This window comes from Brucella sp. NBRC 12950, assembly GCF_030268145.1.
GTDB lineage: Bacteria > Pseudomonadota > Alphaproteobacteria > Rhizobiales > Rhizobiaceae > Brucella.
Map to the genome: position 1 here is coordinate 40677 of NZ_BSQC01000007.1, position 23829 is coordinate 64505.

Below are 23829 nucleotides of genomic sequence, written 5' to 3' on the forward strand. Positions count from 1 at the left end.
ATGCGTCGAGATTACTGTGCGCCATTGATGGCTGCAGCTTCATCAGCAAAGGCTGCAATCAGCGGATCGCTTGCCTTATATTTCTCAACTAGGGGGGCAAAAACTTCGCGCATTTGCTCTGTCATTTCAGCTGAAGGCTTGACTACCGGGATATTGCGTTGCGCCAGTGTTTCAAGGACGCGTTTGTCCTGTTCCGCGACAGCCATGATTTGCGGATGAACGGTCTCTGCAACAGCATCCCGCATGGCCTTCTGCTGGGCAGCATCCAATGTTTCAAACGTATCTTTGTTGATCAGGAGGAATGAGGGCCAGAAGTAATGACCGGTCAATGTGACGCCTTTGGCGACTTCGTAGTATTTCTCGGAGTCAATTGAAGACAGGTTGATCTCTACCGCATCGAGTGCACCGGTTTCCAAAGCTGAGTAGACTTCGCCATAGGCCATTGGAGTTGGATTGGTTTCAAGTGTCTTCCAGATATCGATAAATAATGGAGTAGGTGGAACCCGTGTTTTAAGGCCTTTAAGGTCTGCCAAGGATTCAACCGGCTTGCGAACACTCAAGAAGTGACGTTGACCACCATCATAAAGCCCAAGCGCAATCATGCCGTGGTCTTCGATTTTATCCATGATTGCACGTGCGGAATCAGATACCGCCAGCTTAGCAAAACCTTCATAATCCGGGATGATCCCCGGCAACTGCAATGCGTTGACAGTTGGAATCATTGTCGCGAGAGCTGAAGAGGAATTAACGGTCATGTCGATTGTTCCCAATTCGACGCCTTCCATCAGCTCTCTCACATCACCAAGCTGCCGCGAGGGAAAAATCTCGATCTTGACATCACCGTTCGAGATTCGCTCCACCGCTTCTTTGAAACGCACGGCCGTGTCGTGATTGGGATGACTTTCAAAAACTGCGTGACCCAAACGAAGAGTAACCGGTTCTGCATACGCACTGTGTGCCATCACGCCCAACATGGCCGCCAGAAAATAGGCTTTCATTTTAATCCCTCCCAAGATTGTTCTCATATAGAGAACTCTGTTCTTAATAAAAACGACGTGCTAGCATCTGTCAACAGCAACATGGCAAACTCATGAGGTGAATTGGCAATTCGTAAGAATCAAAAATCTAAGTAAGAAGAAATCGTGTAATAAATTCAATTCGCTAGGCGGGTAGTAAAACTGGAAATAGGAGAGATCGTGACTGGAACAGACAATGTTAAGGCCGCTGAACTATGCCTGCGGATATTGGAACACGTTGCTTTCTCCCCTGAACGCGACGGCGTGACGCAGATAGCTGAGAGCTTTGGAATTGCCAAAAGTGCGGCGTTCAAACACTTGCATACGCTAATCAGTCGCGGGCTTGTTGTGCAGGATCCATCGACCAGTCGCTATCGCCTTGGCCCCAAGGCCTGGCTGATCGGGCAGCAGGCACAAAGTCTCAATGACATCACGGCGATCGCTTTACCATTTATGCTGGCAGCACGTAATGAAACTGGGTTGGCTGTTGTATTGTCGACGCCGATGCCAGCCTCTGCCTATGTTGTTCTAACCTGTCCAAGCACGCATCAGATAGAGATCGGTGTGCGCACCGGCAGCCATCTTGCATTGCATGCTTCAGCGCAGGGAAAGGTCTTTCTGGCAATGGGGGGTAGCAACCTGTCTGAGTTGAAGAAGACATCGCTAACTCCAGTTACACCACATACAATTACCAGTTGGGACGTTCTGGAAGAAGAATTGAAGAAGGTACGTGAATACGGGTTCGCTTCTGCGCCGCAGGAGGCTTTGTTGGGTATAAACGCCATGGCTGCGCCGGTTATCAATTACGACAATAAGCTGATAGCCAGCATCGGCTTTGTAGGTTCTGTTCAGCATATTCCAGACGTGCCAGATCCTGCGCTGGTCAATCGGCTACTTCGGTTGACGAGAGATATTTCAAGTGCTTTCGGGCATGTGAATTAAAACGGCATCCCGAAAAGTGGCCGGCACTTTTCGGGTAAAGTTTCTGTTCGCTGATATGCCCGATGTCCATTTAAGCCATCATCTGCAGACGCGCTTTCGTCTACGCGCCCTCGCTCAAATGGCCGGACACGCTTAGGCAAACTTTGCACTGTTCAACTTCCTCACAGACCATTCTTACGCGTTGACACCGATCCGCAAAATGCGCATAAGAGAACAGAGTTCTTACAGGGAGAACAAAGTGGCCGTCTCTTGAAGGCTTCAAGATAGTATTTCCCGACCAGAGAGCCGTTGGTCATCTGCCAGATGAAAATTTTGTGTTCACGTCATGATCGCTGCGATGATTGCTTCAATCATGCGGTGAACATCAGGCAGAGTCCTGAGTGATGCTGAATAATGGGAGGAATTGGTGTGGAACACATTCGGATGAGAACAGACGAACAGGAAGCCAGAATTGCCAAGATTCTGATTGGCGCAGTGGATCCTCATGTGCATAGTGGGCCTTCGATCGCACCGCGAATGGTTGATCATCTGGAACTCGCAAAAATCTATTCAGATGCGGGCTTTATCGCAGCCGTAACCAAGGATCACGATTATGCGGGCGTTGCGACGGCTCAGTTGATCGCGAACCATTATCCTGATCTCAGGACAAAAATTTATTCAGGAATAGTGCTTAACAACGTTGTAGGCGGTCTTAACCCTTATGCCGTTGAACATACAGCCGCAATGGGCGGTAAGGTTGTGTGGATGCCAACACTTGCGGCCGAGAACCACCTGCAGTGGGAAAAGACCGGGAGTTGGGCGCACCCAGCATCGACTCAGAAGATGCGTTCAGCATCGCCGGTACCTGTTCTTGATGGGCAGAAGCAGGTTGTTGATGCACTTAAGGAAATCCTCGATATTATTGCGAAGAACAATATGACGCTTGCGAGTGGTCATATCCATGTCAGCGAAACGTGGATCGTTTTCGAGGAAGCAAAGCGCCGTGGTGTTGAGCGCCTCATCTTCACGCATCCAGAAGACGTGGTCGGTGCATCGCTGGAGGATGTGCGCGGCATTGCTGAGATGGGCGCTTACGTCGAGCACTCACTGGCTTTCTTTGTGGAAGGTTCAAAGTTCAAAACCTGCACATCTGAGGACATGAAATCACTGGTAGATACCGCTGGTATTGATAGAACGATTATATGCTCCGATCTTGGTCAGGTCGGCGTTGTTGATCCGCTGGAAGGCTTTAAACGCGGCATTAGCATTCTGATGGAGCTTGGATATTCCGATGAAGACATCCACAAGATGGTCGCAACCAATGCAGCGAAAGTGCTTGGTCTAGAAAGCTGATAGAAGAAATACCACTTTTAAAACGCCGGTCTGGTTCAATCAGGTCGGCGTTTTAACCATGTGGGTGGCTCGTAATTCGCTTTTCGATTTCGATGGCAGCATTTTTGGTGGTTTCATGCAGGAATTGAAGCCTGTCATCCTTGAAACGTGACGCAATTGCTGCAGTTGTTACCGCTCTGATCGCCTTGCCAAATGGATCGGTGATTGCGTGAGCAACGGCCCATACATCCGGCACAACATGATTTTGCGTGTGCGAATACCCTAGTGAACGTGCCGCATTAACGTCATTACGGATAAGCTCGGTGGTAATGTCCGGAAAGTGTTTAAATGCTTCCTGATTTTGGCGCAGAATTTCTTGGGTCTCATCTTCCGACATGGTTGCGAGTATGGCTATACTCGCCGCACCAACGCCCAGAGGCCGCTGATCGCCCACCTGAATTGTCAAGGTCTGCAGCGGATAGCTACCAAGTACACGGTCAAGGCAAATTGTATGGTTTGCACTGCGCAGTGTCAGATAGGTCGTATCGCCTGTCATGCCTGCAAGGTTAAGTAATGCATCTCTTGCAAGCTGAGCGACCAGAAAACTCCGCGTTGCCGCCATTCCGAGGAAGACCAGTTCCGGTCCCAGGCTGAAAGACTTCTGATCACGATCAGCTTCGGCAAAACCTTGCTCCACCAGTGCTTCAAGCAATCTTAATGTCGTTGGAAGGCCCAGACCAGTGAGGCGGGAAACCTGTGAAAGACGCAAGCCGGACTTATCAGCTCCCGCCAACGCTTTCAGAACTTTTGCGAAACGATCCAGACTTTGCAATATACACCCTAATATCTCACAGTTGCGTTGCGCACCACATTGTTCAAAATGTGCTGCAACGCGCCGGGTTTTATTCCGGCGCGCATGGGATGCTCTGGAATTTGAAGATCAGAGCATATTTCCATTTAAACTAGTGTGCGTTTAAGCCGCCGAGAAAGATATATTTGACTTCGGTGACTTCTTCGATGCCAAAATGAGAGCCCTCACGTCCCAGTCCTGATTGTTTTACGCCGCCAAAGGGTACGGTTTCAGCGACAAGCTGTGTCGAGTTAACCCCAACCATTCCGCTTTCCAGCTTGTCACTCAGACGAAGCGCTCTACCCAGATTGCGTGTATAAAAATAGGCGGCAAGGCCGGAAACTGAATCATTTGCCATTTGGATCAGTTCATCTTCGCTTTCAAACCGGATTAGTGCAGCAAGCGGACCAAATGTTTCTTCACGACAGACAAGTATATCCGACGAAATCTCGGTCATAACGGTCGGCTCAAAGAAGTTTCCGCCCAGTTCATGTCTCTTCCCGCCAGCTATCAGATTTGCGCCTTTTGCAAGCGCATCCTCGATATGGCGTTCGACCTTGCTGACAGCGGCAGCATTGACGAGCTTTGATGATGCGAGTTCTTCGCATGGTGCCAAATTTTCCGAAATGCCTTCAGATCGAGAAGAAGTCAAAGGTGAACACTAGTTCAACGGGCCGGTTCTTCTCTCTCAATAGCCAAGCGTTCCGCTGATATCTGGTTGGCAACCAATTTGCCTTACTTTGTATATTCTAAAAACCAGCACGCTCTCTTCCGCGGGCCACGAACACCGATTGCATAGAAAGGCGCTCTTGCGCCTTTTGATGGTCGAATTTCCCCTGAACAGAAACGAGGTATGAAGCGGTTCTTCAGAGCTCGATCACTGCTGTTCCGACGACTTTTGATTGCGTCAGGTGCTAGACCCATGATGTTTTTGAGCTCATCAGCGCAGCTTGGGTAGTAATTTGTTTCCGTGTCGTCATTTCAAACGAAACGTCAGGTGCTTAATAGCTGATGATATATAATCTATAAAAATACTAGATTAATTATCAAGGGCTGGTTATGACCGTCAAATCGCGCGAACAGGAGTTCTGGCTGCAAGCCGACGAGGGTTCTGAACCCGCAAATGCTCAAAGACCAGTTCTAAGCAAGCTGCCACAACGGCGGCGCGATATTCGCCCGTCTTTTGTCCTGCAAAGGCTTGGGGCGACGGCAATTTCCGTTCTTGGTTCCGTTTCTTTGGTGTTCTTCCTGATCTTCGCAACCGGTAGCCCCGCTACTCTGCTCGCTGGCGGTCAAGCTACGAAAGACGAGATTGCCGCATTAAATGCGAGTTATGGCTTTGATCGCCCGTTGGTAGAGCAATATGCTCAATTTCTATTTAACTGCCTGCGCGGCGAGTTTCCAAAGTCTCTTCGTTTTGACGTCCCTGCGGTCGATGTTCTTGCACCGGCTATACCACTGACATTGTTTCTGGTTTTGACAGCACTGTTGACCGGTTCAGCATTAGGGCTGATCGCTGGTTATCTTTCAGCCACTTCATCAAGCAGGTTACTGCGTGAAGGACCGCTGGCCCTTTTGACTGTCGTGCAGTCCACGCCTGTGTTCGTGACCGGCATCCTTGCTGTTCTGCTGTTTTCGTTGACGCTCGGATGGCTGCCAACGGGGGGCAGTGGCAGCTTGCGTCATCTCGTTTTGCCTGCGTTGACTTTGTCATTGTTGATTGCACCACCCGTGGCGCGTCTGTTTCGTACCAGTCTCAAACAGCAGCAAGGCGCAGATCACGTGCGCACGGCTTTATCGAAACAGATTTCACTCAGCCGCGTGCGTTTCAGGCACATCGCAATCAATGCCCTTGTTCCTGTGATTGCACTTCTTGGCACACAGACGGGCACTCTGTTGGGTGGTGCTGTCTTGACAGAAACAGTCTTTGGTTGGCCGGGTGTTGGTACGGTTTTAGTAAGTGCAGTTGGTATGAAAGATTACCCAGTCATACTGGCCACAATTGTACTGATCGCCTTGACCGTCAGTCTCTGCAATCTTGTAGCCGATCTTCTCATTGCTGTTGTCGATCCACGTAGTGCGGTGACGAAATGAGCGAGATTTCGAGCCCGGAAATCGTTGATGCCACAGGTGAAATTCCAACGCCAAAACTGGCTTTGCGAGGCAAACTTGGCTTGCTGATCATCATTCTCTGGGTCTTTGGCGCTATATTCGCACCACTACTTGCACCTTTTGATCCCAATACAAGTGATCTGATGGCGTTTCTACAAGAGCCATCATTTAACAGCGGACACTGGCTCGGAACAGATGATCTTGGACGAGATATTTTAAGTCGGGTCTTTTACGGCGCGAGGCCAGTGCTGCTGGTTGCAACCCTTGCAACGCTTCTTTCCGCTTTCATCGGAAGCGTACTGGGTATTGTCGCAGGATTGACCAATCGTTTGTTAGACCAGTTCATTGCCCGGCTTGCTGAAATTCAGCTGACAATTCCTGGTCTTGTTTTGGCCCTTCTTGCGCTGGCATTGTTTGGTTCAAGGCTTGAGAATTTGATCCTTATTCTGGCACTTGAAAGCTGGCCCCTGCATTTTCGTGTCGCCCGATCCTACACCCTTAATGCGCGAAATCAGGGCTATATGGAAGCCGCATGGCTTGCAGGCGTGCCGTTGTGGAAATCCGTCTTGCGCCACATCGTTCCGGGACTGTTGCCATTGATGATTGCATCGTCAACGATAAGTGCCGCCTTCATCATCATGACAGAAGCTGGTCTGAGCTTCATTGGTTTGGGGATTCAACCCCCAACTTCCGATTGGGGCCTTATGATCGCCCAGGGGAAGTCGCAGCTCGGCGCCGCCTGGTGGCTATCGCTCATGCCTGCGCTTGCTCTGCTCAGCCTTCTCTTTGGCATGCAGCTTTTAGGCGATGCCCTTTCGGGCCGGCTTTCCGCGCGTGAAACAGGAGCGCAGGCATGACATCCATGAATACACTTTTATCCGTTGAAGGGCTGGTTGTCAGGGCAAGTGGAGAGGCAATTGTTGGTCCGGTGTCATTCACGCTTAATCAAGGCGAAACACTCGGGATCGTTGGCGAATCCGGTTCAGGTAAAACACTGACTGCAATGGCTGTTGGAGGACTTCTATCACAAGGCCTTCATGCTGATGGTCGGGCTTATCTCGATGGCATACCCCTCGCTTTTGGAAGATCTCAACGCGGTCGCGATCTCAGAACGTCACAGATTGGTGTGGTTTTTCAGAACCCGACAACTGCTCTTAATCCGCGGCTGAGCGTTGGCGCTCAGCTGTTTGAAGCCCTATCGCCTACAATGCGCCGCGAAAAGGCCAAGGCTGCCAATATCTGCCTGCAACTTTTGGAGGAGGTGGGTATCAGCGAGCCGGTGAAGAAGCTGACCGCGTGGCCACATGAACTGTCGGGCGGGCTGGCGCAACGCGTTGTTATTGCGATGGCTTTGGCGCGGCAGCCGAAACTGCTTATCGCAGATGAGCCGACGACTGCGCTTGATGTGACAGTTCAAGCGCAAATTCTTGATCTCATTGCCCGGCTGCAAAAACGTCATGAGTTCGGTGTTCTCCTGATTACCCACGACATGGGCGTGATCCGGGATCGAGCGGATAGCGTTGCCGTCATGGATGGCGGGGCGATCGTTGAAAGCGGCGTTACGAATGACCTTTTTGCAAATCCCAGGAGCCGTGCTGCGCGATCACTTCTTAAGGCAAGTAAACTGACTTTTGCGACTGTAGGTGGCACGCTTTACGACGCTGGATCCCAACCTCCACTTGTTGAAGTAAAAGCTCTTCAAAAGACATTTCGCAACGGTCCACGCGCGCTCGATGGCGTCGATATTTTGGTCAAGGCTGGCACGACGCTCGGAATTGTTGGCGAAAGTGGCTCGGGAAAAACTACGCTGGCCCGGATTATTGCCGGGCTGGAGCGCGCAGATGACGGCAATATCCTGATTGACGGTAACGCGCGACCTCCACGGACACGCTCAGACCACGTACAATATGTGTTTCAGGACCCATACTCGTCTCTCGATCCGCGCATAAGCATTTTGGAGACAGTGGCGGAACCTTTGCTTGCGAAAGGGCTTTGCAAAGCTGAAGCCGCGAGGATTTCCAAAGGCTTGCTCGAAGAAGTCGGTATTCATCCGTCTTTGTGGCATCGGTTGCCGGGACGCCTATCCGGAGGACAGCGCCAACGTGTCGGTTTCGCACGGGCAATTGCGCCCAGCCCCAAACTTCTCATCGCCGATGAGCCTGTCGCGGCACTCGACTCCACGTCGCGGGAACGCGTGCTTTCCTTGATGGAAGATATGCAGCGTCGGCATGGTACCGCGCAACTGCTCATTTCTCATGATCTCTCAGTCATTGCACGTTTGTGTCGCGAAGTCGTGGTGATGCGTGGCGGTGAAATCGTCGAGCGCGGCGAAACCCGCCGGATCTTTCAGGCACCGGCTCATCCTTATACTCGACAGTTGCTTGCTGCCATTCCCGGCAGAAAGCCTCCTGTCTCTCCCAACTCCTGAATCTGAACACGAAAACTGGAAAAGACACATGTTTATAAAGCGATCATTGCACGCATTGAGATTGATGGGAGCAAGCCTGATTGTCATGTCTGCAACGCTATCGGCGACCCACGCACAAGCACCTGCGGACTATGGCAAGACACATGAATTGGTGGTGGCGTTGCCCTATGCTTTGCAGACCCTTGATCCCGCCGTTGGGGGGAACTTGCGTGGGGATTTGAGCATCATTGCATCGATCTATTCGCCATTGACACGCCTTGATGGTGAAGGAAAACTGGTAGGTGTTCTGGCAAAGAGCTGGAAGCAGGAGTCGGATACGCGTTGGGTGTTCGATCTGCGTGACGACGTGTCTTTCTCCAACAATGTGCCATTTGATGCTTCAGTTGTTAAGTGGAACATCGAGCGAATTCTGTCGTCAGATAAGCCAAGCTGGATCGTATCGTCGATGAAGGCAGTCGATAAGGTTGAAGTCCTTTCACCGCATCAGGTTGCCTTTACACTGAAACAACCCGACATCGAGTTTCCCAAGCGGCTGGCAGGGATTTTCTATCTGGAACCGGAATGGGCCAAGTCACACAATCCAGCGATTGAGGCACTTGGCACCGGCCCTTATAAGTTGGTCAGCTATAATCCCGAGGGCGAAGTTCGCCTTGAAGCAAATGAAAACTATTTCGGCAAGTCAGCAACATTCACCAAGGCGCAGTTCCGCGTTGTTGTGGATGCTGCGGCCAAGATCAATGGCCTGAAATCCGGCGAGATCGATGCCGCAGCTGTTATCGCACCGCAGGATCTCGCACAACTCGAAACCAATGGGAATCTGATAGCAGGTGCGCGTCCAAGCACGCGCGTACAGATCATCCGTTTCAACACCAATATTAAGCCGCTTGATGATGCGCGGGTGCGACGGGCTTTGAACTACGCAATTGACAAGGAAGCCATTACCAAGGCCCTATTCAAAGGATTGGTAAGCCCCGCCAACAGCCAGATCATCACCAGCTTTCATGAGGGTTATAACATAGAGCTGAAGCCGTGGCCTTATGATCCAGCGAAGGCTAAAGCGCTGCTTGCGGAAGCTGGTTATCCGGATGGCTTTGATGTCGAGATGGTGTTTGGCAAAGGCACCTATGTCGGTGGAGAGCAGGCAGCACAAATTATCGCGGCGCAACTAGCAGCCGTTGGCGTGCGGGCGCAGCTCAATATTTTGCCTGCTTCGTCCCATGCCGAGCGCGCGGCATCCGATAAAGCAGCCGGCCTGACTTGGTTTGGTTACGCCGATACGGCCAGCATTGCAGCCGAAACACTGACCTATCTTGGCAGCACGCATTTTCAGACGATTGGACCCGTCCCCGCCGCCTTTGACGAAGCGGTCAAGCAGGCAAAGGGCGCACTAACCAAGGAGGCCGAGCTCGCATCGGTCAAACGTGCAACCGAAGTGGCATCTGATGAAGCACTCGCCGTCTTTCTTTGGGATCTGCCGCAAACCTATGCCTACAGCAACAAAGTCGTGTGGGACATTCGCCGGGATGACTGGACGCTACCATACGAAATCAAACCTGCTGAATAAGCCATTCTTCCAACCTACCGAGTACAGGAAATACCTATGACCAGTGGTCTGACGAAATACATCCGACACAAGAGAAAGCTGCACGACGCACGACAGGGAAAGCCATCCGGCGCAGGCCAGCTTTCCGCCCGTGTCGTTGCTGAAGGACGCAGCGGAATCCGTCGTCTTTTCATTCGTGATTTTCAGATTATCACCGATGGATCTCCCGCCGGCGGTGGTTTTGATCTTGGTCCGGCCCCGGGTGAATTGCTGATCGGCGCCGTTGCTGGTTGCCTCAATCATGGTTTTCTTATTCAGGCGTCACTGCTCGATATCGAGATTGATGCGCTGGAAGTTGTCGCCGAAGCTGTCAGCAAACCCGGACAAATCGGAACAGGCTCAAACGAGCCCGTTGATCTGGAACTTCGATACACCGCGAAAATCCAATCTCCCGCATCTGACGCCGAGCTGGAAGACCTGCGCCAACGCGTTGAGCTTAACAGCTTTGTTTATAACGTCGTTACCCGCGGCGCTTCGATTGCAGGGCGTCTAGAAAGGATCAGCGTATGACCATTCGAGTTATCGAGACAGATAAGGCAACTTCCGGCGGTCTGCGTTTCGCGACACGGGCGACTCCTGAGCCTGGTTATGGGGAAGTACTCATCAATGTGACAAACACCTCTTTGAATTTCGGCGAAACTCGACGGGGGGCACGCGGTCTTGAGGCTGATGGCACGGTTCTTGGATGGGATGCGTCCGGTGTGATTGTAGCCGTTGGCCCACAAACCAAAGCGCCACCCATCGGAACATTGGTTGTGACACGTGCCCCACTTGGTGCCTGGGCTGAAAAGCGCGTTGCACAGGTAGAAGATATTGCTGTCATTCCGGAGGGTGTAGATCCTGCAGAAGCTGCAACTCTGCCGACAGCAGCTGTCACGGCGCTGGCAACCTTACAACTTGGTGGGCCAATTCTCGGCAAGACGGTGTTGATCACCGGCGCTTCTGGCGGCGTAGGCCGCTTTGCAATTCAGCTTGCACGGCTGGGTGGCGCGCGCGTTATCGCCTCTGTGGGATCAGATGCTAGTGCAACCGGTCTGGGGGAACTTGGCGCGGATCTTGTTGTGACCAGCCTTGATGATGTGAAGGAAGGTATCGATCTGGTGATCGATAATGTCGGTGGGCCGCAGCTCGTGCAGTCCTTCAAACTTCTTAACCGTCATGGAAATGTACAAAGCCTCGGTTGGGCCTCAGGAGAAGACGCCACTTTTGGCAATCTGGGCACGGTTGGTCCGGTTGGGCGCCACATTCATGGCTTCCTGATTTCCGAGTACCGGGTGGGCTCTTATCTCAAGGCACTGCTGCAATGGCTGGCTGAGGGCAAGCTTAAGACTGAAGTGAAATGGCGTGGTGACTGGAACGAGTTTGACCAGGCGGTTGCGGCCCTTCTTGACCGGCGTTTGCATGGTAAAGCCGTTCTGGATGTGAAACCATGAATGCACATATACAATCCTTCCGGCACACGCAATGGTTCGATCCGCCAATAGAGGCCGACATTCGAGCGCGGGTCGATCAGGTAAAAGCTGAGCTTGCTCCGCATGTGGTAGAGCGGGACCGTAAAGGTTCCGCACCGACTGAGGAGGCAGAACTTCTGCGTTGGTCTCGTCTGCCGGCATTAACGATCGATGATGGTCTGAGGCTGTTTCGGAAAGCTGATAGCCGCCGCGAAGCGATAAAAGCACGATGGCAACATGCCCTTTTTGCGATCCGGGAGGTCTCACGCGTCGATTTATCCACCGCAGCTCTTCTCGGTTACAATTATATGCATCTCCTGCGTATTGAGATTGCCGGGCGTGGGCCCGTGTTCTCGAAAGCTGTGGAAGATTCGTTGCGGACACCGACACTTTGGGGCGGTGCCAACAATCCAAACGGTCCTGCGGCAGACTTAAAGCGGGTTGACGGAGGATACATTGCCAATGGAACGAAAAGCTTCGCAACCGCTGCACAAACAGCGGATCGTCTCGTGATTGGCGAAAGCTATCGCTCTGCAGATGGTCTTGAAAAACGTCTGACTTTCGTTCTTGATGCATCGACGCCTGGGATTGTCCATGCTGATGACTGGGATGGCATTGGCGCGCGTCGCTCGGCATCAGGCAGTCTGGTATTTGAAAATGTATTTATCCCTGATGACGCGATTTTCAGCACATCAGCCGCCGATCCTACAAAACGACCCCTCAATGAATCCATAGGCTCGTTGGCCTTTCAGATCATGTTCGTTAATTTTCTCAATGGGACAGCGTTGGGGGCAATTGATACTACTCTGTCGCAACTGCATTTGCGCAAAAACGGTCAAAACTCATCTGTGCCGGACTACGTTGCAGACAGTATCGGACGTGCCATAACAACAGCCAACGCGTCCTTTGCCCTTTCAACTGTGGCCAACAAAGCGTTCGGCGAACTGGTCGCAGACATTGACGAAAATCGGCTGACACCGGAACGTCGTGGCGAGATTGCCGATCTCATCTCTCAGGCCAAAGTTGCATCGGACGCGGCATCGCTTTCAGTAACTTCGCGCATTTTTGAGGCCGTTGGCGCGCGTTCTGCGACTTTGAAGCAGGGACTGGATCGCTACTGGCGTGATGTCCGCATCTATACGCTGCATGATCCGGTCGCTGTAAAAATACAGGAAATTGGCAAATATGCCGTCGACCTTGAGCTGGCAACGCCTTCGGCGAACAGTTGATTTTGTTGGAACTTATCCCATAAGGGTCGTTCAGCGTTAAAAGCTGAACGGCCTGTCACGCAAAGAGTGAGCCGATGGACATAAATGCCGCAAAATCCAGACATCCGAAAGAGCGCCGAAAAGGAAGCTGGCGCTTCCTGTTCCGCTCTGACAGTGTTGCACTCAATCTTGTTGCCACAGTCGCGGCGTCAAAAGACAGAACCAAGGGTATTGACCGCTTCTCAGAGCCATCATTGCTGGACAGATGGCTTTGTGAAGCAGAGCTACCGCCGCTCTCAGGTTGTGTGACAGACGAGGAACTCGCAAAAACAAAGGCTTTGCGAGAGGCGATATTTAGGCTGGCCGACAATCGTATCAATCAACGTGAGATTTCGGTGACTGATATTGCTTTGATCAACGCTCATGCCCGTTCAGGTATGCCGGTTTTGCGTATTGCTTGTGACGGCTGCAGCACTGAGCCGCCCGATGCAGCCGAAATGAACGAAATTCTTGGTTTGATTGCGCGTGATGCTATCCAGGTATTTACCGGCCCATATCGCATGCGCATCAAGCAATGCGCTTCGCCTCGCTGTCATGTGATGTTCGTTGATAAGTCGCGGGCTGGCAATCGGGTATGGTGTGCTATGTCTCCGTGCGGGGACCAAGCAAGCGCCCGCGCGTATCGTCGGCGCGGCAAAAAACATAATACTTTAAATCAACGTGGCCAGGATGGAAGCTAGCGAAAATACTGCTCTAAGCTTCCCCCTTTTTTCGTAAGCGCTTTGAGCATGTGATTGTGTAGATCACTAGTGGCAGTCATCATCAAAGTAACTTTGACCGGTTCAAACGGGCAATTATTTTCCTTCTCGAAGCGGTGTCCTGCTGGTCCGTTGGCGGTGGCGGGGACCTGGAATGTCTACTTGATCGACATGCGTGAGTAACGGCAACTGTCACGATAGACGGTGACCGGACGACCCTCACAAAATTTGTCAAGCAACAGACGTTCGGGAAGTCGCGGATCGCTACCGATCCGGAATATTCCGTCTTCAAGCGCGACAAGTTCCATATCAAGGTCAGGCCCCTCTACTCCGCCCGGCGAGATGAGCCATAGCTTGTCCTCACGCATGACGATGCGGAAGGTGGGGCACCAGGGAGAATAGCTGCGATAGCGTCCCGTCAAACCAGCGTAAGGGTGTTTTTGCTGAGTGAGGCTATGGAACGGTTGCGTATTTTCTGGCCTATAAACACGATCACCGAACGCCCACTGGCTTAGGTTGGCATCAAAGGTTAAGTGGAAATGCTCCATGTCCGGGTGATCGGTCATCATACGCGATCCCCAACTGCGCCAAATATTGGCCCTTATACCGTTACTACGCAGATAAAGGCGCTGGTCTTCCTCAAAAATCTCGATAATGTCAGGACCAGTTTCACCAATTGCGTCAGAAGCGAAACGGCCAATCATCGAGGAGTTGTACCCTTTGCAATCGGTGCCGAATGCCAGATCCAGCCGCGCTGCCGGCACCGCGCCTTTTACCAGCGTCGCATGTGCGTGCCGGGCAAGCGTCTCCCCAACGGCATAGCAGCCATTTGCATTGGTAAGGACACAGATGCCAAGACCTGCGGTGCGGTCAACCAGAAGGAAGCTCGAATGCCCGATCATTCCGCCGCCATGTGTGAGGCAGATATGCCCGCCAACCGTTTCGATATTGATGCCATAGCCATACCGACTTTCGCTAACTGCAAGGCCACCGAAGTCGTCGACATTTCCCTCGCCCTCATGCCCGAGGTCCGTGATTGCGCGCAACAGAGCAGCGGCAGGAATTGCCTGTTCTCCGTTGATCCGGCCATCATGCAAAAGCGCCGTCATCAGGCGGACCATGTCGCGGATGGAAGCGGCGATGCTTCCGTCGCCGCCTTCTGCCTCGACCCACGGAGCCGCGGCAAGTGCTAAGCCGGGTCGCCACGGAATATCATCGCGTGCGGGCTGGCTTCCTGTCGCAACATGCGCGCGAGTGGTGCTCTCAAGCCGTGCGAAGGAGTCGGTCATTCCGAGCGGAGCCAATAAGCTGGCTCGCGCATGGTCAGTGGCATGCATGCCAGTCAGCCGACTGACGGCAAGACCAAGGACGTTATAGCCGAGATTTGAGTAGTGGAAGAACGTGCCGGGAGGGCTGGCAGTTTTGCTGTCGCGCAGACTCCAGCACTGCGCCAGTTCGTCTGGTGGATCATCAGCGCCCTTGACGAGCCCAGCAGTGTGATGAAGCAAATGGCGCAACGATGGTTCGGGATAGTCCGAACCAATTTTTAGCCAGGGAAGAATGTCAGAGGCAGGACGGTCCGGGTCACAAACGTCATTCTCGATCAGATTGGCGATCATTAATCCGGTGAAAAACTTGCTGATAGAGCCGATTAAGAACGGTGTTCGTGCCGTGATTTCCTTATGCTCGAAATCTCTGCCAAATTTCAGATAACGGGCGTCGCCATCCCGCGTGACAATGCCAAGTATGCCTCCGGTGAAAGGCCATTTGCCGGGAAGTTCTGTATAAATACGTGCGAGGATTGATGGGAGGTCGGTCATCGTGTCTCGTTGCAAAGGAATTGAGTGAGTGCGCGCAGTGGGGCGCCGGTTGCGCCCTCGGGCCATGGACCTACGTCTCGTAGCAACCACGCGGTGGAGCCGTTATCAATATGCGCCCATTCAGTGTGGCTCACGAATTGTGAAAGATAACAGGCTGCAATCTGACCGCTATCGGTTTCACCTGCCGCCACATTGCTGCGGTCAGCGATACGCGAACGCAACAGAGTGTCGCGTTCTTTACGCAGAGGGAGATACCAGCCCGGATCACCTGCGCTGTCACCGGCCCTTGTCAGTTTTGCAGCCAAACTTTCTTCATTTGACCACAGGCCCCAGAACTCAGGTCCGACACCGCCACCATCGCTTAGTGTGCCAACGTCAATCAGCGCACGAACATTATGTCTTTTGAGCCAACTGAGTGCGTCGGCGAGCAGAAGGCGCCCTTCGCTGTCTGTATCCATCACTTCTGTCGTGGAATTATCAGGGTGGTATACCCGGTCGCCGGGCCGCATGGCACGGCCCGAGGGCATATTTTCCGCCATCGGCAATACCGCTAACACATCTGGCGCTTTCTTAAGTGCTACGGCTGCAAAAAGCGCCCCAGCGACCGCGACAGCTCCGGCCATGTCACTTTTCATATAGCCGATCTCCTGGAGATCGCGCTTGAGGTTAAGACCGCCAGTATCAAATGTTACCCCTTTGCCAGCAAGCCCTACAGGTCTATTTCCGGAGCCGAATTGTAAAATGACCACTCGAGGGGCTGCATCTGCGCCGCGCCCGACTGCAAGTGTCGCGCCAAAGCCCTCGGCCTTCATACGCGGCTCGTGCCATATCTCAGCACCAATATTGAGCTCGGCAGCACGTTCCGCAATTTCCTTTGCAAGGGCCTCCGGTCGAAGATCTGCCGCAGGTCGCTCCACCAGATCACGCGCCCAATTTGTCCAGTGCGCAATGATGAGCCCGTTTTGCGCCGCTTGTTGATGCGCAGACTGATCGACGTCTTTTGACAAAATGAGGCGTAACGTTTGATCTGATCGTTTAGCGGGTTTGAAAGTGCCAAGTGCTATGCCTTCGCAAAGAGCTCCAATATCTTTTGGACAGAGGCCTGAAAGCGCACGCAGATCAACCGCGATTGTTGGCACATCGGTATTCAGTCGGCCGAGACGCATACCGCAGTCGCGATAATTGCTTTGGGAACCGGATGTATCAAGTCCCAGCGCAAACGCCCGATGCGCTCGACCATCCAGATTTATGATCCAGGCAGTTTCGACGCCTCCGCTTTCAGGCGCTTTTTCCCATAAATGTGCAGTGGCGGTTCCATATGGAACCGCCTGTGATCTATCGGAAATAACGAGACTATCGTCAGTTGCTTCTAAAATAAGATGCACAGCGAACCTACTTTTTGTGGACGTTTAACAATGTTTCGACTGAAAGATTATTGACGGAACCAACAAGCGGCGACGACACAAAGCCGGTCCAATCGGGGCTGTGGGCTTCAAGTGTCTGCGGATAGACAAGAGCGATGTAAGGGCGCTCGCGATAAGCTAGCTCCTGCATCTGATTGACTATCTCTGCCCGCTTTTCCCGGTCGGCGATCTGTGCTTGTTGCATATAGAGCTTATCATATTCCGGGTTACAATAGCCGCTATCGTTATTGTTGCCACGCTGGGCGCAGGTCAGCACGCTGAGGATGAAATCCGGGTCCAGTGGCGGCACCCAAAGCCACATAGCGATATCGTAATCACGATAATCCCTGTTTTCCCCCATGATCGCATGATTGGCCGCATCGGCATCCAATTTACGCTGGGCGAGGCGAATGCCAATCTGCTCATAGCCTGCCTGAATAATCTTGAAGGTCCTGTCGCCCGCGCCTGCCACTTCTGTTGGGAATATCACTTCATATTCCATACGTGTGCCATCAGCGACGCGAATGCCGTCCGGACCGCGCGCATAACCGGCCTGATCGAGAATGGCATTTGCCTTTCCAATATCGAAACCAACAGATTTGAGATCGGCGTCATGCCAGCCGGTTGCAGGTGCGACAATTGATGTGCCCGGGGTCGCATAGCCAAGCCAGACTTGCTTGATAATGGCATCCCGATCAATCGCCAGTTCAAGCGCCTCACGCACTTTAGGATTCAGAAGCTCGTGATGCGCTTTCTTCTCCGGGTTGGTGTTTATGATCATATTGTGGAAGCCGGTGCTGGGGGCGGACTCGATCACCATCCCTGCGCCCTTCAAGGATTCGATAGCAGTAGGCGATATTGTCTGCCCGACCATATCCAGTTGCCCTGACGTCAGCGCGGATGCCATTGCATCACTATTTGCGAAGAATTGCAGACCAAACCCTTCAATCTTGGGCTTGGTTTCGCCCCACCAATTGGGATTAGCCTTGAATAGCGCCAACTGGTTTTTCTTGTATCCGGAAAGAACGAAAGGTCCGCCTGAAACCCACGGCGCGGCGTTTTCAAAGCTGTCGATTTCTGATCCGTCCTCGCCTGCCACATCCGACCATATGTGGGCAGGTAGAATAGGAACCGCCTGCATCTTTACCGGAACATCTCCGGCTGGCCCGTCATAGCTTAGCACGACCGTATTATCGTCGGTGGCTTCAGCTGACTTCAGATGACTAAGCCAACCCGCGAGTTTACCAGTCGTGCTGTCTTTGTATTTCAGGATCAGGTTATAGGTGAAAGCAGCGTCTTTTGCAGTCAATGGTTTGCCGTCTGACCATTTCGCATCTTTGAGCGTGTGGAAAGTCCAGATCGTGCCATCGTCAGATGAAGACCAGTCGGTTGCAAAATATGGAACAATCTTCAGGTCCGCGTCGTAGACTGTCAGAAAAGGGTATCCATATTGAAACGCGATGCTACTGTAATCAGAACTCGAGACGAAGGGGTTAAGGGAGTCGATGGGTTGACTGACGCCGATACGTAGTACGTCCGCGAGAGCTTGATGTGGTGCAGCCCAACTCGCAGAAATACACAAAGCGAATGCGGCCGCTCTGACAGTTTTTTTCATTGCACCGGTTTTGCGGGCGATTGACGGAAAAGCTCCTGATTTCATTGTTCCCTCATATTGTTAGACTGCGCTAACTTAATATAGTCAGTATAAAGATTAGACGGAAATCAGCAACTAAGCGCGATGCGCCTCCGTCCTCGAACACAGGTGTATCCCTGCTTGACTTGCACTTATTATTCTTATTATGATGAGTTCAAAAGTCAAGGGAACATCCGGAGGGCTGGTTGCTCAACCTCACATATTTTCTACGGCGGCTATTTGCAGCGGCTGTAACTATTCTCGTTGCGGTCACGCTCAATTTCCTGCTGTTTCGCGTTTTGCCGGGCAATGCTGTTACCCATATCGCACGCATTCCCAATGCTTCCGCTGAAATGCGCCGTGCCCTTGAGATAAAGTTCGGGCTCGACAAGCCGATATGGGAGCAGTTTCTCATTTACCTGCGTGAAATGGCGCATGGAAATCTTGGTATTTCCTACGCCAACCGTCAGCCGGTCTTTGACAACTTGCTTGAGGCTTTCTCGAATACCATTCCGATGGTCGCTACAGGTACGGTCCTGGCGTTGATCCTCGGCCTCGTGGTGGGGACTATTGCTGCAACGCGCCGTAATGGACCGACGGATCATATTCTGACCGGCTCGGCCGTGCTGGCTTATGCATTTCCAACGCAGTTTCTCGGCCTGATGATGCTCATCTTTGGTGCTGGCTATCTGCCCGCGGCCGGAATGAGTGATCCGTTTTTGCTCGCCGATAGTTGGTGGGAAGTAATGCGTGATCGTCTTTGGCACATGGTGCTGCCTGTTTCGACGCTGGTCCTAACTCTCTATGCGGAAAATGCGCTTATCACGCGTTCGGCTATGCTCGAAACGCTTGGTGAAGATTACATTCTGACCGCGCGCGCAAAAGGTGTTCCGCGCCGCAGGATCATTCTGCGTCACGCGCTACGCAATGCGCTGTTGCCGATTGTGACCATGTCCGCGCTTTCGCTCGGTTCTATCGTGTCGGGTGCAATCCTCGTTGAAGTGATTTTCTCGTGGCCCGGTATCGGACGCACTCTTTATGAAGCGGTGCTCAATCGCGATTACCCCATGCTGCAAGGCGGATTTCTCGCCATTACGGTGGTTGTAACGGTGCTCAATCTTGCGGCTGACCTGCTGCATTTCGTGCTCGATCCACGCGTCAGAACATAGTTGGGGTTAGTGAACATGACTAAAGAGAGCCTTGGCCGCTTAACGCACGGCTTGTTGGAAAAACCCGGTCTGCTGATCGGCATACTAATACTGGCAAGCTTTGCAATAATTACCCTGGGAGCGCCGTGGATCATTCCCTATTCGATTACTGAACCCAGTTGCGGTGTCTTTGAATCGCCATCATTTTCACACTGGTTTGGCTGCGACGACGGCGGGATAGATGTGTTGAGCCTTACGATCTATGGCGGTCGCATCTCCATTATGGTCGGAGTTACGGCCAGTCTGATCGCCATTTTTGTTGGTGCGCTGGTCGGTGTTTTAGCTGGGTATTTCGGTGGTCCGGTCGATACCGCACTCATGGGCATCACCGACTATCTACTGGTTATTCCGCAGATCGTTTTGATGATTGTGGTCGCTTCGGTGTGGAGCCCTTCCATTGACCATGTGGTGCTTGTGATCGGCCTGTTGATGTGGACTTCGGTGGCCAGATTGATCCGCTCTCAGGTGAAATCAATGCGGCAGCGCGTTTTTGTGCGCCGGGCCGAAGCGAATGGTGCGGGGCATCTGCATATCATTTTACGTCATATCCTGCCGCAGATTGGGCCGCTGCTGGCGGCTAACTGGGTGCTGGCGATCACTGTTGCCATCTTCAACGAAACCGCGCTCGCCTTTCTTGGATTATCCGATTCAAACGCGGTCACATGGGGCACCATCATGGAACATGCATTCAATCGGTCGGCAGTAAGTGCCGGTGCATGGTGGGCGATTGTGCCGGCAGGCATGGCCGTCGCACTGCTTGTCATTGGTTGTTATCTCGTTGGACGCTCCATCGAAGACCGGCTCAATCCAAGGCTTGCGGTTTCATATCTGTCGACACGCAACTGGCGGATGCGGCCTGCAAAGGAACTCGAACATGACTAAAGAGCAGCCTTCGGCTTTGAGAACGCAACCTTTGCTTAGCGTCGAGAAGCTCAATGTCTGGTATGGTGCGGGCGGAAGGTCAAACCGCGTTCGCATCCAGGTTCTGCATGACGTTTCTTTTGATTTGATGCCGGGCGAGCGTCTCGGACTCATCGGCGAATCCGGCTCTGGAAAGACGACGATTGCATTGGCAACAATGGGGCTTCTCCAGCCGTCGGCGGAGGTTGCGGGGAGAATTCTTCTAAACGGTCGCGACATTCTCGCATCAGGTGAAGCATCTGTTGCGCCCCATCGGTGGAAAGACATTGCCATGGTATTTCAGGGGGCGATGAACGCCTTCAATCCCGTGCGCAGTATCGGCTGGCAGATCGCTGAAGCCATGGAAGTTCAGGACATGGCAAAGGGGCGTTTGGGCATCCAGCGCGTGGGTGAATTGCTGGAATTGGTGGGGATACCTGCTACGCAGGCAAGTGGCTTTGCGCATGAGTTTTCCGGTGGCATGCGACAGCGCGCAATGATTGCAATGGCGCTTGCCTGTTCTCCGAAAGTGCTGTTGGCCGACGAACCGACCACGGCGCTTGATGTGATGGTGCAGCGGCAGGTGTTGGAACTGCTGGTCGATCTGAGCCGGGAACTGGATTTGGGCGTTATTCTAGTGACCCACGATCTCGGTGTTGTGGCGGAGGCATGTACGCGAGCTGTGGTTATGCTCAATGGTCGGAATGTTGAAACCGGGCCGACAGCGGATCTCTTTCATCGACCGGCGCATCCTTATACACGGCAGCTTTTAAAAGCTTCTCCTGCGACTATTCGGGATGATGCAGAGGTTTCTAAAAAACCGTTGGCTGAAGAGGTCTCTGGTTCACAATTGCTGGGGATAGAGGGGCTGACTGTATGCTATTCTCAGCGTCCAAGTCTAAAGCAGATTTTGACGTCCAATCGCCCCGAGCCCAAGCAGGTTGTGAAAGCGCTGGACCTCAACGTAAAGGCCGGCGAGATTGTTGCCCTCGTTGGCAGATCGGGTTGCGGCAAGACATCCACTTTGCAGGCGGTCATGCGTATGCAGCCCGTTAGCGGAGGGCGAATTGTCTTCGATGGGCAGGATATTACTGCGCTTGAAGGGCGGGCATTGCGCCGTGTGCGTCGCGATATTCAGATGATCTATCAGGATCCCTACGAGTCTCTGGATAGCCGTTTCCGTGTTGAACATACGATTATGGAGCCTTTGGAAATACACGGTATTGGGCACAATCGTGCAGAACGCCTTCGCCTCGTGCGTGAAGCCCTCGAGCGCGTAGGCTTGACGCCGGTTGACGATTTCCTGCGGCGTTTCCCACATGAACTTTCTGGCGGTCAGCGCCAGCGTGTCGCTATTGCTGCCGGAATTGTTCTCAAGCCTAAACTAATCCTCGCCGATGAGCCGACATCCATGCTCGACGTATCAATCCGCAGCGGCATTCTCGATCTTCTTGTTGGATTGTGCCGAGAAGGTGGAATGTCAGTGCTGATGATAACCCATGATCTCTCCACGGCAGCAAGCTATGCCGATCGCATCGCTGTCATGTATGAGGGGCGCATTATTGAAGCGGGGCCTGCAATGCAGGTGGCAAGAGAGCCGCACGCTCAGCATACACGGGATCTGATCGCAGCCATTCCGCACATTATTCCCCGAGCGGCCAATCTGATCTGACAAAAAGCATGCAAAGTCGCAGAGCTGGTTGACGAGCGAGCAGACTCATTATACAAAGTATAACAAGAGAGAAAGGGCGCGCTGTTCCGTAGTTGGCGACAGGTGTCCGGGAATTAATCAAAGGAGGAAATGATGTCGGTCGCCGCTTATTCCAGCAAACGTTACGAGAAAAGCCGTGAGCTATTTGCGCGGGCCTGTGAAGTTATTCCCGGTGGTGTGAACTCGACTGCCCGTGCAACCTGGTCTGGCTGGGAGCCACATCCGCTTTTCGTTGACCGTGGCGAGGGCGCTCGCGTCTGGGATGTTGATGGGAATGAATATATCGATTACCTCATAGGTTTAGGGCCAATGCTGCTCGGACATCGCCCAGAGGCGGTGACTGAAGCGGTGGTGCGTGCCATTCGCGAAGTGGGGACCGTTTTCGCCATGCCGAGCGCGCCGGAAACGGTTCTGGCGCACAAGTTGATCGCAGCAGTGCCATCGCTGGAACAGGTTCGTCTTTGCAATACGGGCACGGAAGCGGTGCTTTATAGCGTCCGCCTTGCTCGCGCCTTCACGGGGCGCAAGAAGATCATCCGATTTGAAGGCATGTATCACGGTTTCTCCGACGGGGTTTACTGGAGCAAGCATCCCGATCCGGCTACGTCCGGTCCGGATAATGCGCCGCGCGCAATTCCTCAAGGCCCTGGTATGCCGGATGGCATTTCTGACGGGCTGATCATCTTGCCGTGGAACGATATTGCTGCCTTACGTGCAGTCATTGAGCGGGAAGGCGACAATATTGCGGCTGTGCTCACCGAGCCAGTCATGTGCAATACCGGCTGTATATTGCCAAAGCCTGGCTATCTTGAAGCCATGCGCGAGCTAACGGCGAAACACGGAATCCTGCTGATTTTTGATGAAGTGATTACTGGTTTCCGTCTGGCACTTGGCGGCGCGCAGGCGCGTCTTGGTATAACGCCCGATTTATCTACTTTCGCTAAAGGTATCGGTGGTGGATTCCCTGTGGCCGCGATGGGTGGTCGCAAGGATATTATGTCGATGGTTGCGGATGGTCGTGTGTCTGTCGCAGGGACTTATGCGGGTAATACGATTGCGGTTTCGTCTGCAAACGCCACACTCGATATCCTTTCCCAGCCGGGCTTTTACGGCTCTCTCGACTCAGTTTCGGACAGATTGCGTTTTGGCCTGATCGACGTGTTCAACAGTGCAGGGATTCCGACGCGCGTTGTGGGTATGGGGGCAGTTTATCAGGTCTGGTTCACCGAGCACGACATCCATAATTATCGCGATGCAGCGCGCTATGCCAACCATGATATCTTCCGCATTTGGTGGGAAGGCATGCTTGAACGTGGCATTTTGTTTCATCCGGGCGCATTTGAAAATCTCTTCATTACTTTTGCGCATACAAATGATGATGTAGACCGCACATTGGATGCGGCACGTGAAGTCGCGCGTCTGATCAGAGCGCGCTAAAGCGGGTTGGCGCATATGAGGGATGAGAGAGGAAAGCG

General features: G+C 52.8%; 20 protein-coding genes. 14 read left to right on the top strand and 6 right to left on the bottom strand.

Annotated elements, in window-relative coordinates:
- Positions 1-11: 11 nt before the first annotated feature.
- Positions 12-998 (bottom strand): TRAP transporter substrate-binding protein, encoded by a 987-nt coding sequence (locus QSJ70_RS13060; protein ID WP_215780135.1) that lies wholly within the window; start codon positions 996-998, stop codon positions 12-14.
- Between the two features lie 198 nt (positions 999-1196).
- Here QSJ70_RS13060 and QSJ70_RS13065 point away from each other — a divergent pair, with 198 nt between their 5' ends.
- Both QSJ70_RS13065 and QSJ70_RS13070 read left to right on the top strand, forming a co-directional pair.
- Entirely contained in the window at positions 1197-1958 is a 762-nt protein-coding gene (locus QSJ70_RS13065; RefSeq protein ID WP_215780137.1) for an IclR family transcriptional regulator, read from the top strand.
- Positions 1959-2381: 423 nt separating this feature from the next.
- Complete coding sequence (locus QSJ70_RS13070) at positions 2382-3290, top strand: DUF6282 family protein (RefSeq protein WP_252349198.1); 909 nt, start codon at positions 2382-2384, stop codon at positions 3288-3290.
- A gap of 52 nt (positions 3291-3342) precedes the next feature.
- Here the strand turns inward: QSJ70_RS13070 and QSJ70_RS13075 are convergent, their stop codons facing one another.
- Together QSJ70_RS13075 and QSJ70_RS13080 are read right to left on the bottom strand one after the other, a co-directional pair.
- Positions 3343-4101 (bottom strand): IclR family transcriptional regulator, encoded by a 759-nt coding sequence (locus tag QSJ70_RS13075; protein ID WP_285536923.1) that lies wholly within the window; start codon positions 4099-4101, stop codon positions 3343-3345.
- A 130-nt stretch (positions 4102-4231) separates the two neighbouring features.
- A complete protein-coding gene (locus QSJ70_RS13080; protein ID WP_285536925.1) occupies positions 4232-4735 on the bottom strand; it encodes an aldehyde dehydrogenase family protein in 504 nt (167 codons plus the stop codon).
- A gap of 443 nt (positions 4736-5178) precedes the next feature.
- Here QSJ70_RS13080 and QSJ70_RS13085 point away from each other — a divergent pair, with 443 nt between their 5' ends.
- From QSJ70_RS13085 to QSJ70_RS13120, 8 genes are all read left to right on the top strand, one after another.
- Entirely contained in the window at positions 5179-6213 is a 1035-nt protein-coding gene (locus QSJ70_RS13085) for an ABC transporter permease (RefSeq protein ID WP_285536927.1), read from the top strand.
- The gene (locus QSJ70_RS13090; RefSeq protein ID WP_285536929.1) at positions 6210-7088 is read left to right on the top strand and encodes an ABC transporter permease; all 879 of its coding nucleotides are present in this window, start codon (positions 6210-6212) and stop codon (positions 7086-7088) included. Before QSJ70_RS13085 ends, QSJ70_RS13090 begins: the two co-directional genes overlap by 4 nt.
- Entirely contained in the window at positions 7085-8659 is a 1575-nt protein-coding gene (locus QSJ70_RS13095; protein ID WP_285536931.1) for an ATP-binding cassette domain-containing protein, read from the top strand. The genes QSJ70_RS13090 and QSJ70_RS13095 overlap by 4 nt, the downstream gene beginning before the upstream one ends.
- Positions 8660-8687: 28 nt before the next feature.
- Entirely contained in the window at positions 8688-10223 is a 1536-nt protein-coding gene (locus QSJ70_RS13100) for an ABC transporter substrate-binding protein (RefSeq protein ID WP_285536933.1), read from the top strand.
- A 36-nt stretch (positions 10224-10259) separates the two neighbouring features.
- On the top strand, positions 10260-10772 hold the full coding sequence (locus QSJ70_RS13105) for an OsmC family protein (protein ID WP_215780173.1): 513 nt from the start codon (positions 10260-10262) through the stop codon (positions 10770-10772).
- Positions 10769-11695, top strand: coding sequence for a zinc-binding dehydrogenase (locus tag QSJ70_RS13110; RefSeq protein WP_285536935.1), 927 nt, complete (start codon positions 10769-10771; stop codon positions 11693-11695). The genes QSJ70_RS13105 and QSJ70_RS13110 overlap by 4 nt, the downstream gene beginning before the upstream one ends.
- Positions 11692-12942, top strand: coding sequence for an acyl-CoA dehydrogenase family protein (locus QSJ70_RS13115; protein WP_285536937.1), 1251 nt, complete (start codon positions 11692-11694; stop codon positions 12940-12942). The genes QSJ70_RS13110 and QSJ70_RS13115 overlap by 4 nt, the downstream gene beginning before the upstream one ends.
- A gap of 74 nt (positions 12943-13016) precedes the next feature.
- Entirely contained in the window at positions 13017-13661 is a 645-nt protein-coding gene (locus QSJ70_RS13120; RefSeq protein WP_285536939.1) for a CGNR zinc finger domain-containing protein, read from the top strand.
- 176 nt (positions 13662-13837) lie between these two features.
- Here the strand turns inward: QSJ70_RS13120 and QSJ70_RS13125 are convergent, their stop codons facing one another.
- Genes QSJ70_RS13125 through QSJ70_RS13135 form a run of 3 tightly spaced genes read right to left on the bottom strand, consistent with a single transcriptional unit; the run spans position 13838 to position 18562 of the window.
- Positions 13838-15499 carry a serine hydrolase domain-containing protein gene (locus QSJ70_RS13125; protein ID WP_285536940.1) on the bottom strand — a complete coding sequence of 554 codons (1662 nt, stop codon included), beginning with the start codon at positions 15497-15499 and terminating at the stop codon, positions 13838-13840.
- The gene (locus QSJ70_RS13130) at positions 15496-16884 is read right to left on the bottom strand and encodes a leucyl aminopeptidase family protein (RefSeq protein WP_285536942.1); all 1389 of its coding nucleotides are present in this window, start codon (positions 16882-16884) and stop codon (positions 15496-15498) included. The genes QSJ70_RS13125 and QSJ70_RS13130 overlap by 4 nt, the downstream gene beginning before the upstream one ends.
- A 7-nt stretch (positions 16885-16891) precedes the next feature.
- Complete coding sequence (locus QSJ70_RS13135; protein WP_285536944.1) at positions 16892-18562, bottom strand: ABC transporter substrate-binding protein; 1671 nt, start codon at positions 18560-18562, stop codon at positions 16892-16894.
- A gap of 179 nt (positions 18563-18741) precedes the next feature.
- Between QSJ70_RS13135 and QSJ70_RS13140 the strand changes: the two genes are divergently transcribed.
- The 4 genes from QSJ70_RS13140 to QSJ70_RS13155 all read left to right on the top strand — a co-directional run bounded on the left by QSJ70_RS13140 (position 18742) and on the right by QSJ70_RS13155 (position 23791).
- Positions 18742-19704: an ABC transporter permease gene (locus QSJ70_RS13140; protein ID WP_215780185.1), complete on the top strand. Its 963-nt coding sequence runs from the start codon at positions 18742-18744 to the stop codon at positions 19702-19704.
- Positions 19705-19719: 15 nt separating this feature from the next.
- Complete coding sequence (locus QSJ70_RS13145) at positions 19720-20625, top strand: ABC transporter permease (protein WP_215780187.1); 906 nt, start codon at positions 19720-19722, stop codon at positions 20623-20625.
- The gene (locus QSJ70_RS13150; protein ID WP_285536947.1) at positions 20618-22315 is read left to right on the top strand and encodes a dipeptide ABC transporter ATP-binding protein; all 1698 of its coding nucleotides are present in this window, start codon (positions 20618-20620) and stop codon (positions 22313-22315) included. Before QSJ70_RS13145 ends, QSJ70_RS13150 begins: the two co-directional genes overlap by 8 nt.
- A 132-nt stretch (positions 22316-22447) precedes the next feature.
- Complete coding sequence (locus QSJ70_RS13155; protein ID WP_285536949.1) at positions 22448-23791, top strand: aspartate aminotransferase family protein; 1344 nt, start codon at positions 22448-22450, stop codon at positions 23789-23791.
- Positions 23792-23829: the final 38 nt, after the last annotated feature.

Bases quoted from the DNA above. Each gene is read 5' to 3' on its own strand.
- QSJ70_RS13110 (WP_285536935.1), top strand. From the start codon at position 10,769: ATGACCATTCGAGTTATCGAGACAGATAAGGCAACTTCCGGCGGTCTG.
- QSJ70_RS13070 (WP_252349198.1), top strand. From the start codon at position 2,382: ATGAGAACAGACGAACAGGAAGCCAGAATTGCCAAGATTCTGATTGGC.
- QSJ70_RS13095 (WP_285536931.1), top strand. From the start codon at position 7,085: ATGACATCCATGAATACACTTTTATCCGTTGAAGGGCTGGTTGTCAGG.
- QSJ70_RS13135 (WP_285536944.1), bottom strand. From the start codon at position 18,562: ATGAAATCAGGAGCTTTTCCGTCAATCGCCCGCAAAACCGGTGCAATG.
- QSJ70_RS13060 (WP_215780135.1), bottom strand. From the start codon at position 998: ATGAAAGCCTATTTTCTGGCGGCCATGTTGGGCGTGATGGCACACAGT.
- QSJ70_RS13085 (WP_285536927.1), top strand. From the start codon at position 5,179: ATGACCGTCAAATCGCGCGAACAGGAGTTCTGGCTGCAAGCCGACGAG.
- QSJ70_RS13115 (WP_285536937.1), top strand. From the start codon at position 11,692: ATGAATGCACATATACAATCCTTCCGGCACACGCAATGGTTCGATCCG.
- QSJ70_RS13090 (WP_285536929.1), top strand. From the start codon at position 6,210: ATGAGCGAGATTTCGAGCCCGGAAATCGTTGATGCCACAGGTGAAATT.
- QSJ70_RS13150 (WP_285536947.1), top strand. From the start codon at position 20,618: ATGACTAAAGAGCAGCCTTCGGCTTTGAGAACGCAACCTTTGCTTAGC.
- QSJ70_RS13125 (WP_285536940.1), bottom strand. From the start codon at position 15,499: ATGACCGACCTCCCATCAATCCTCGCACGTATTTATACAGAACTTCCC.
- QSJ70_RS13120 (WP_285536939.1), top strand. From the start codon at position 13,017: ATGGACATAAATGCCGCAAAATCCAGACATCCGAAAGAGCGCCGAAAA.
- QSJ70_RS13145 (WP_215780187.1), top strand. From the start codon at position 19,720: ATGACTAAAGAGAGCCTTGGCCGCTTAACGCACGGCTTGTTGGAAAAA.
- QSJ70_RS13155 (WP_285536949.1), top strand. From the start codon at position 22,448: ATGTCGGTCGCCGCTTATTCCAGCAAACGTTACGAGAAAAGCCGTGAG.
- QSJ70_RS13105 (WP_215780173.1), top strand. From the start codon at position 10,260: ATGACCAGTGGTCTGACGAAATACATCCGACACAAGAGAAAGCTGCAC.
- QSJ70_RS13100 (WP_285536933.1), top strand. From the start codon at position 8,688: ATGTTTATAAAGCGATCATTGCACGCATTGAGATTGATGGGAGCAAGC.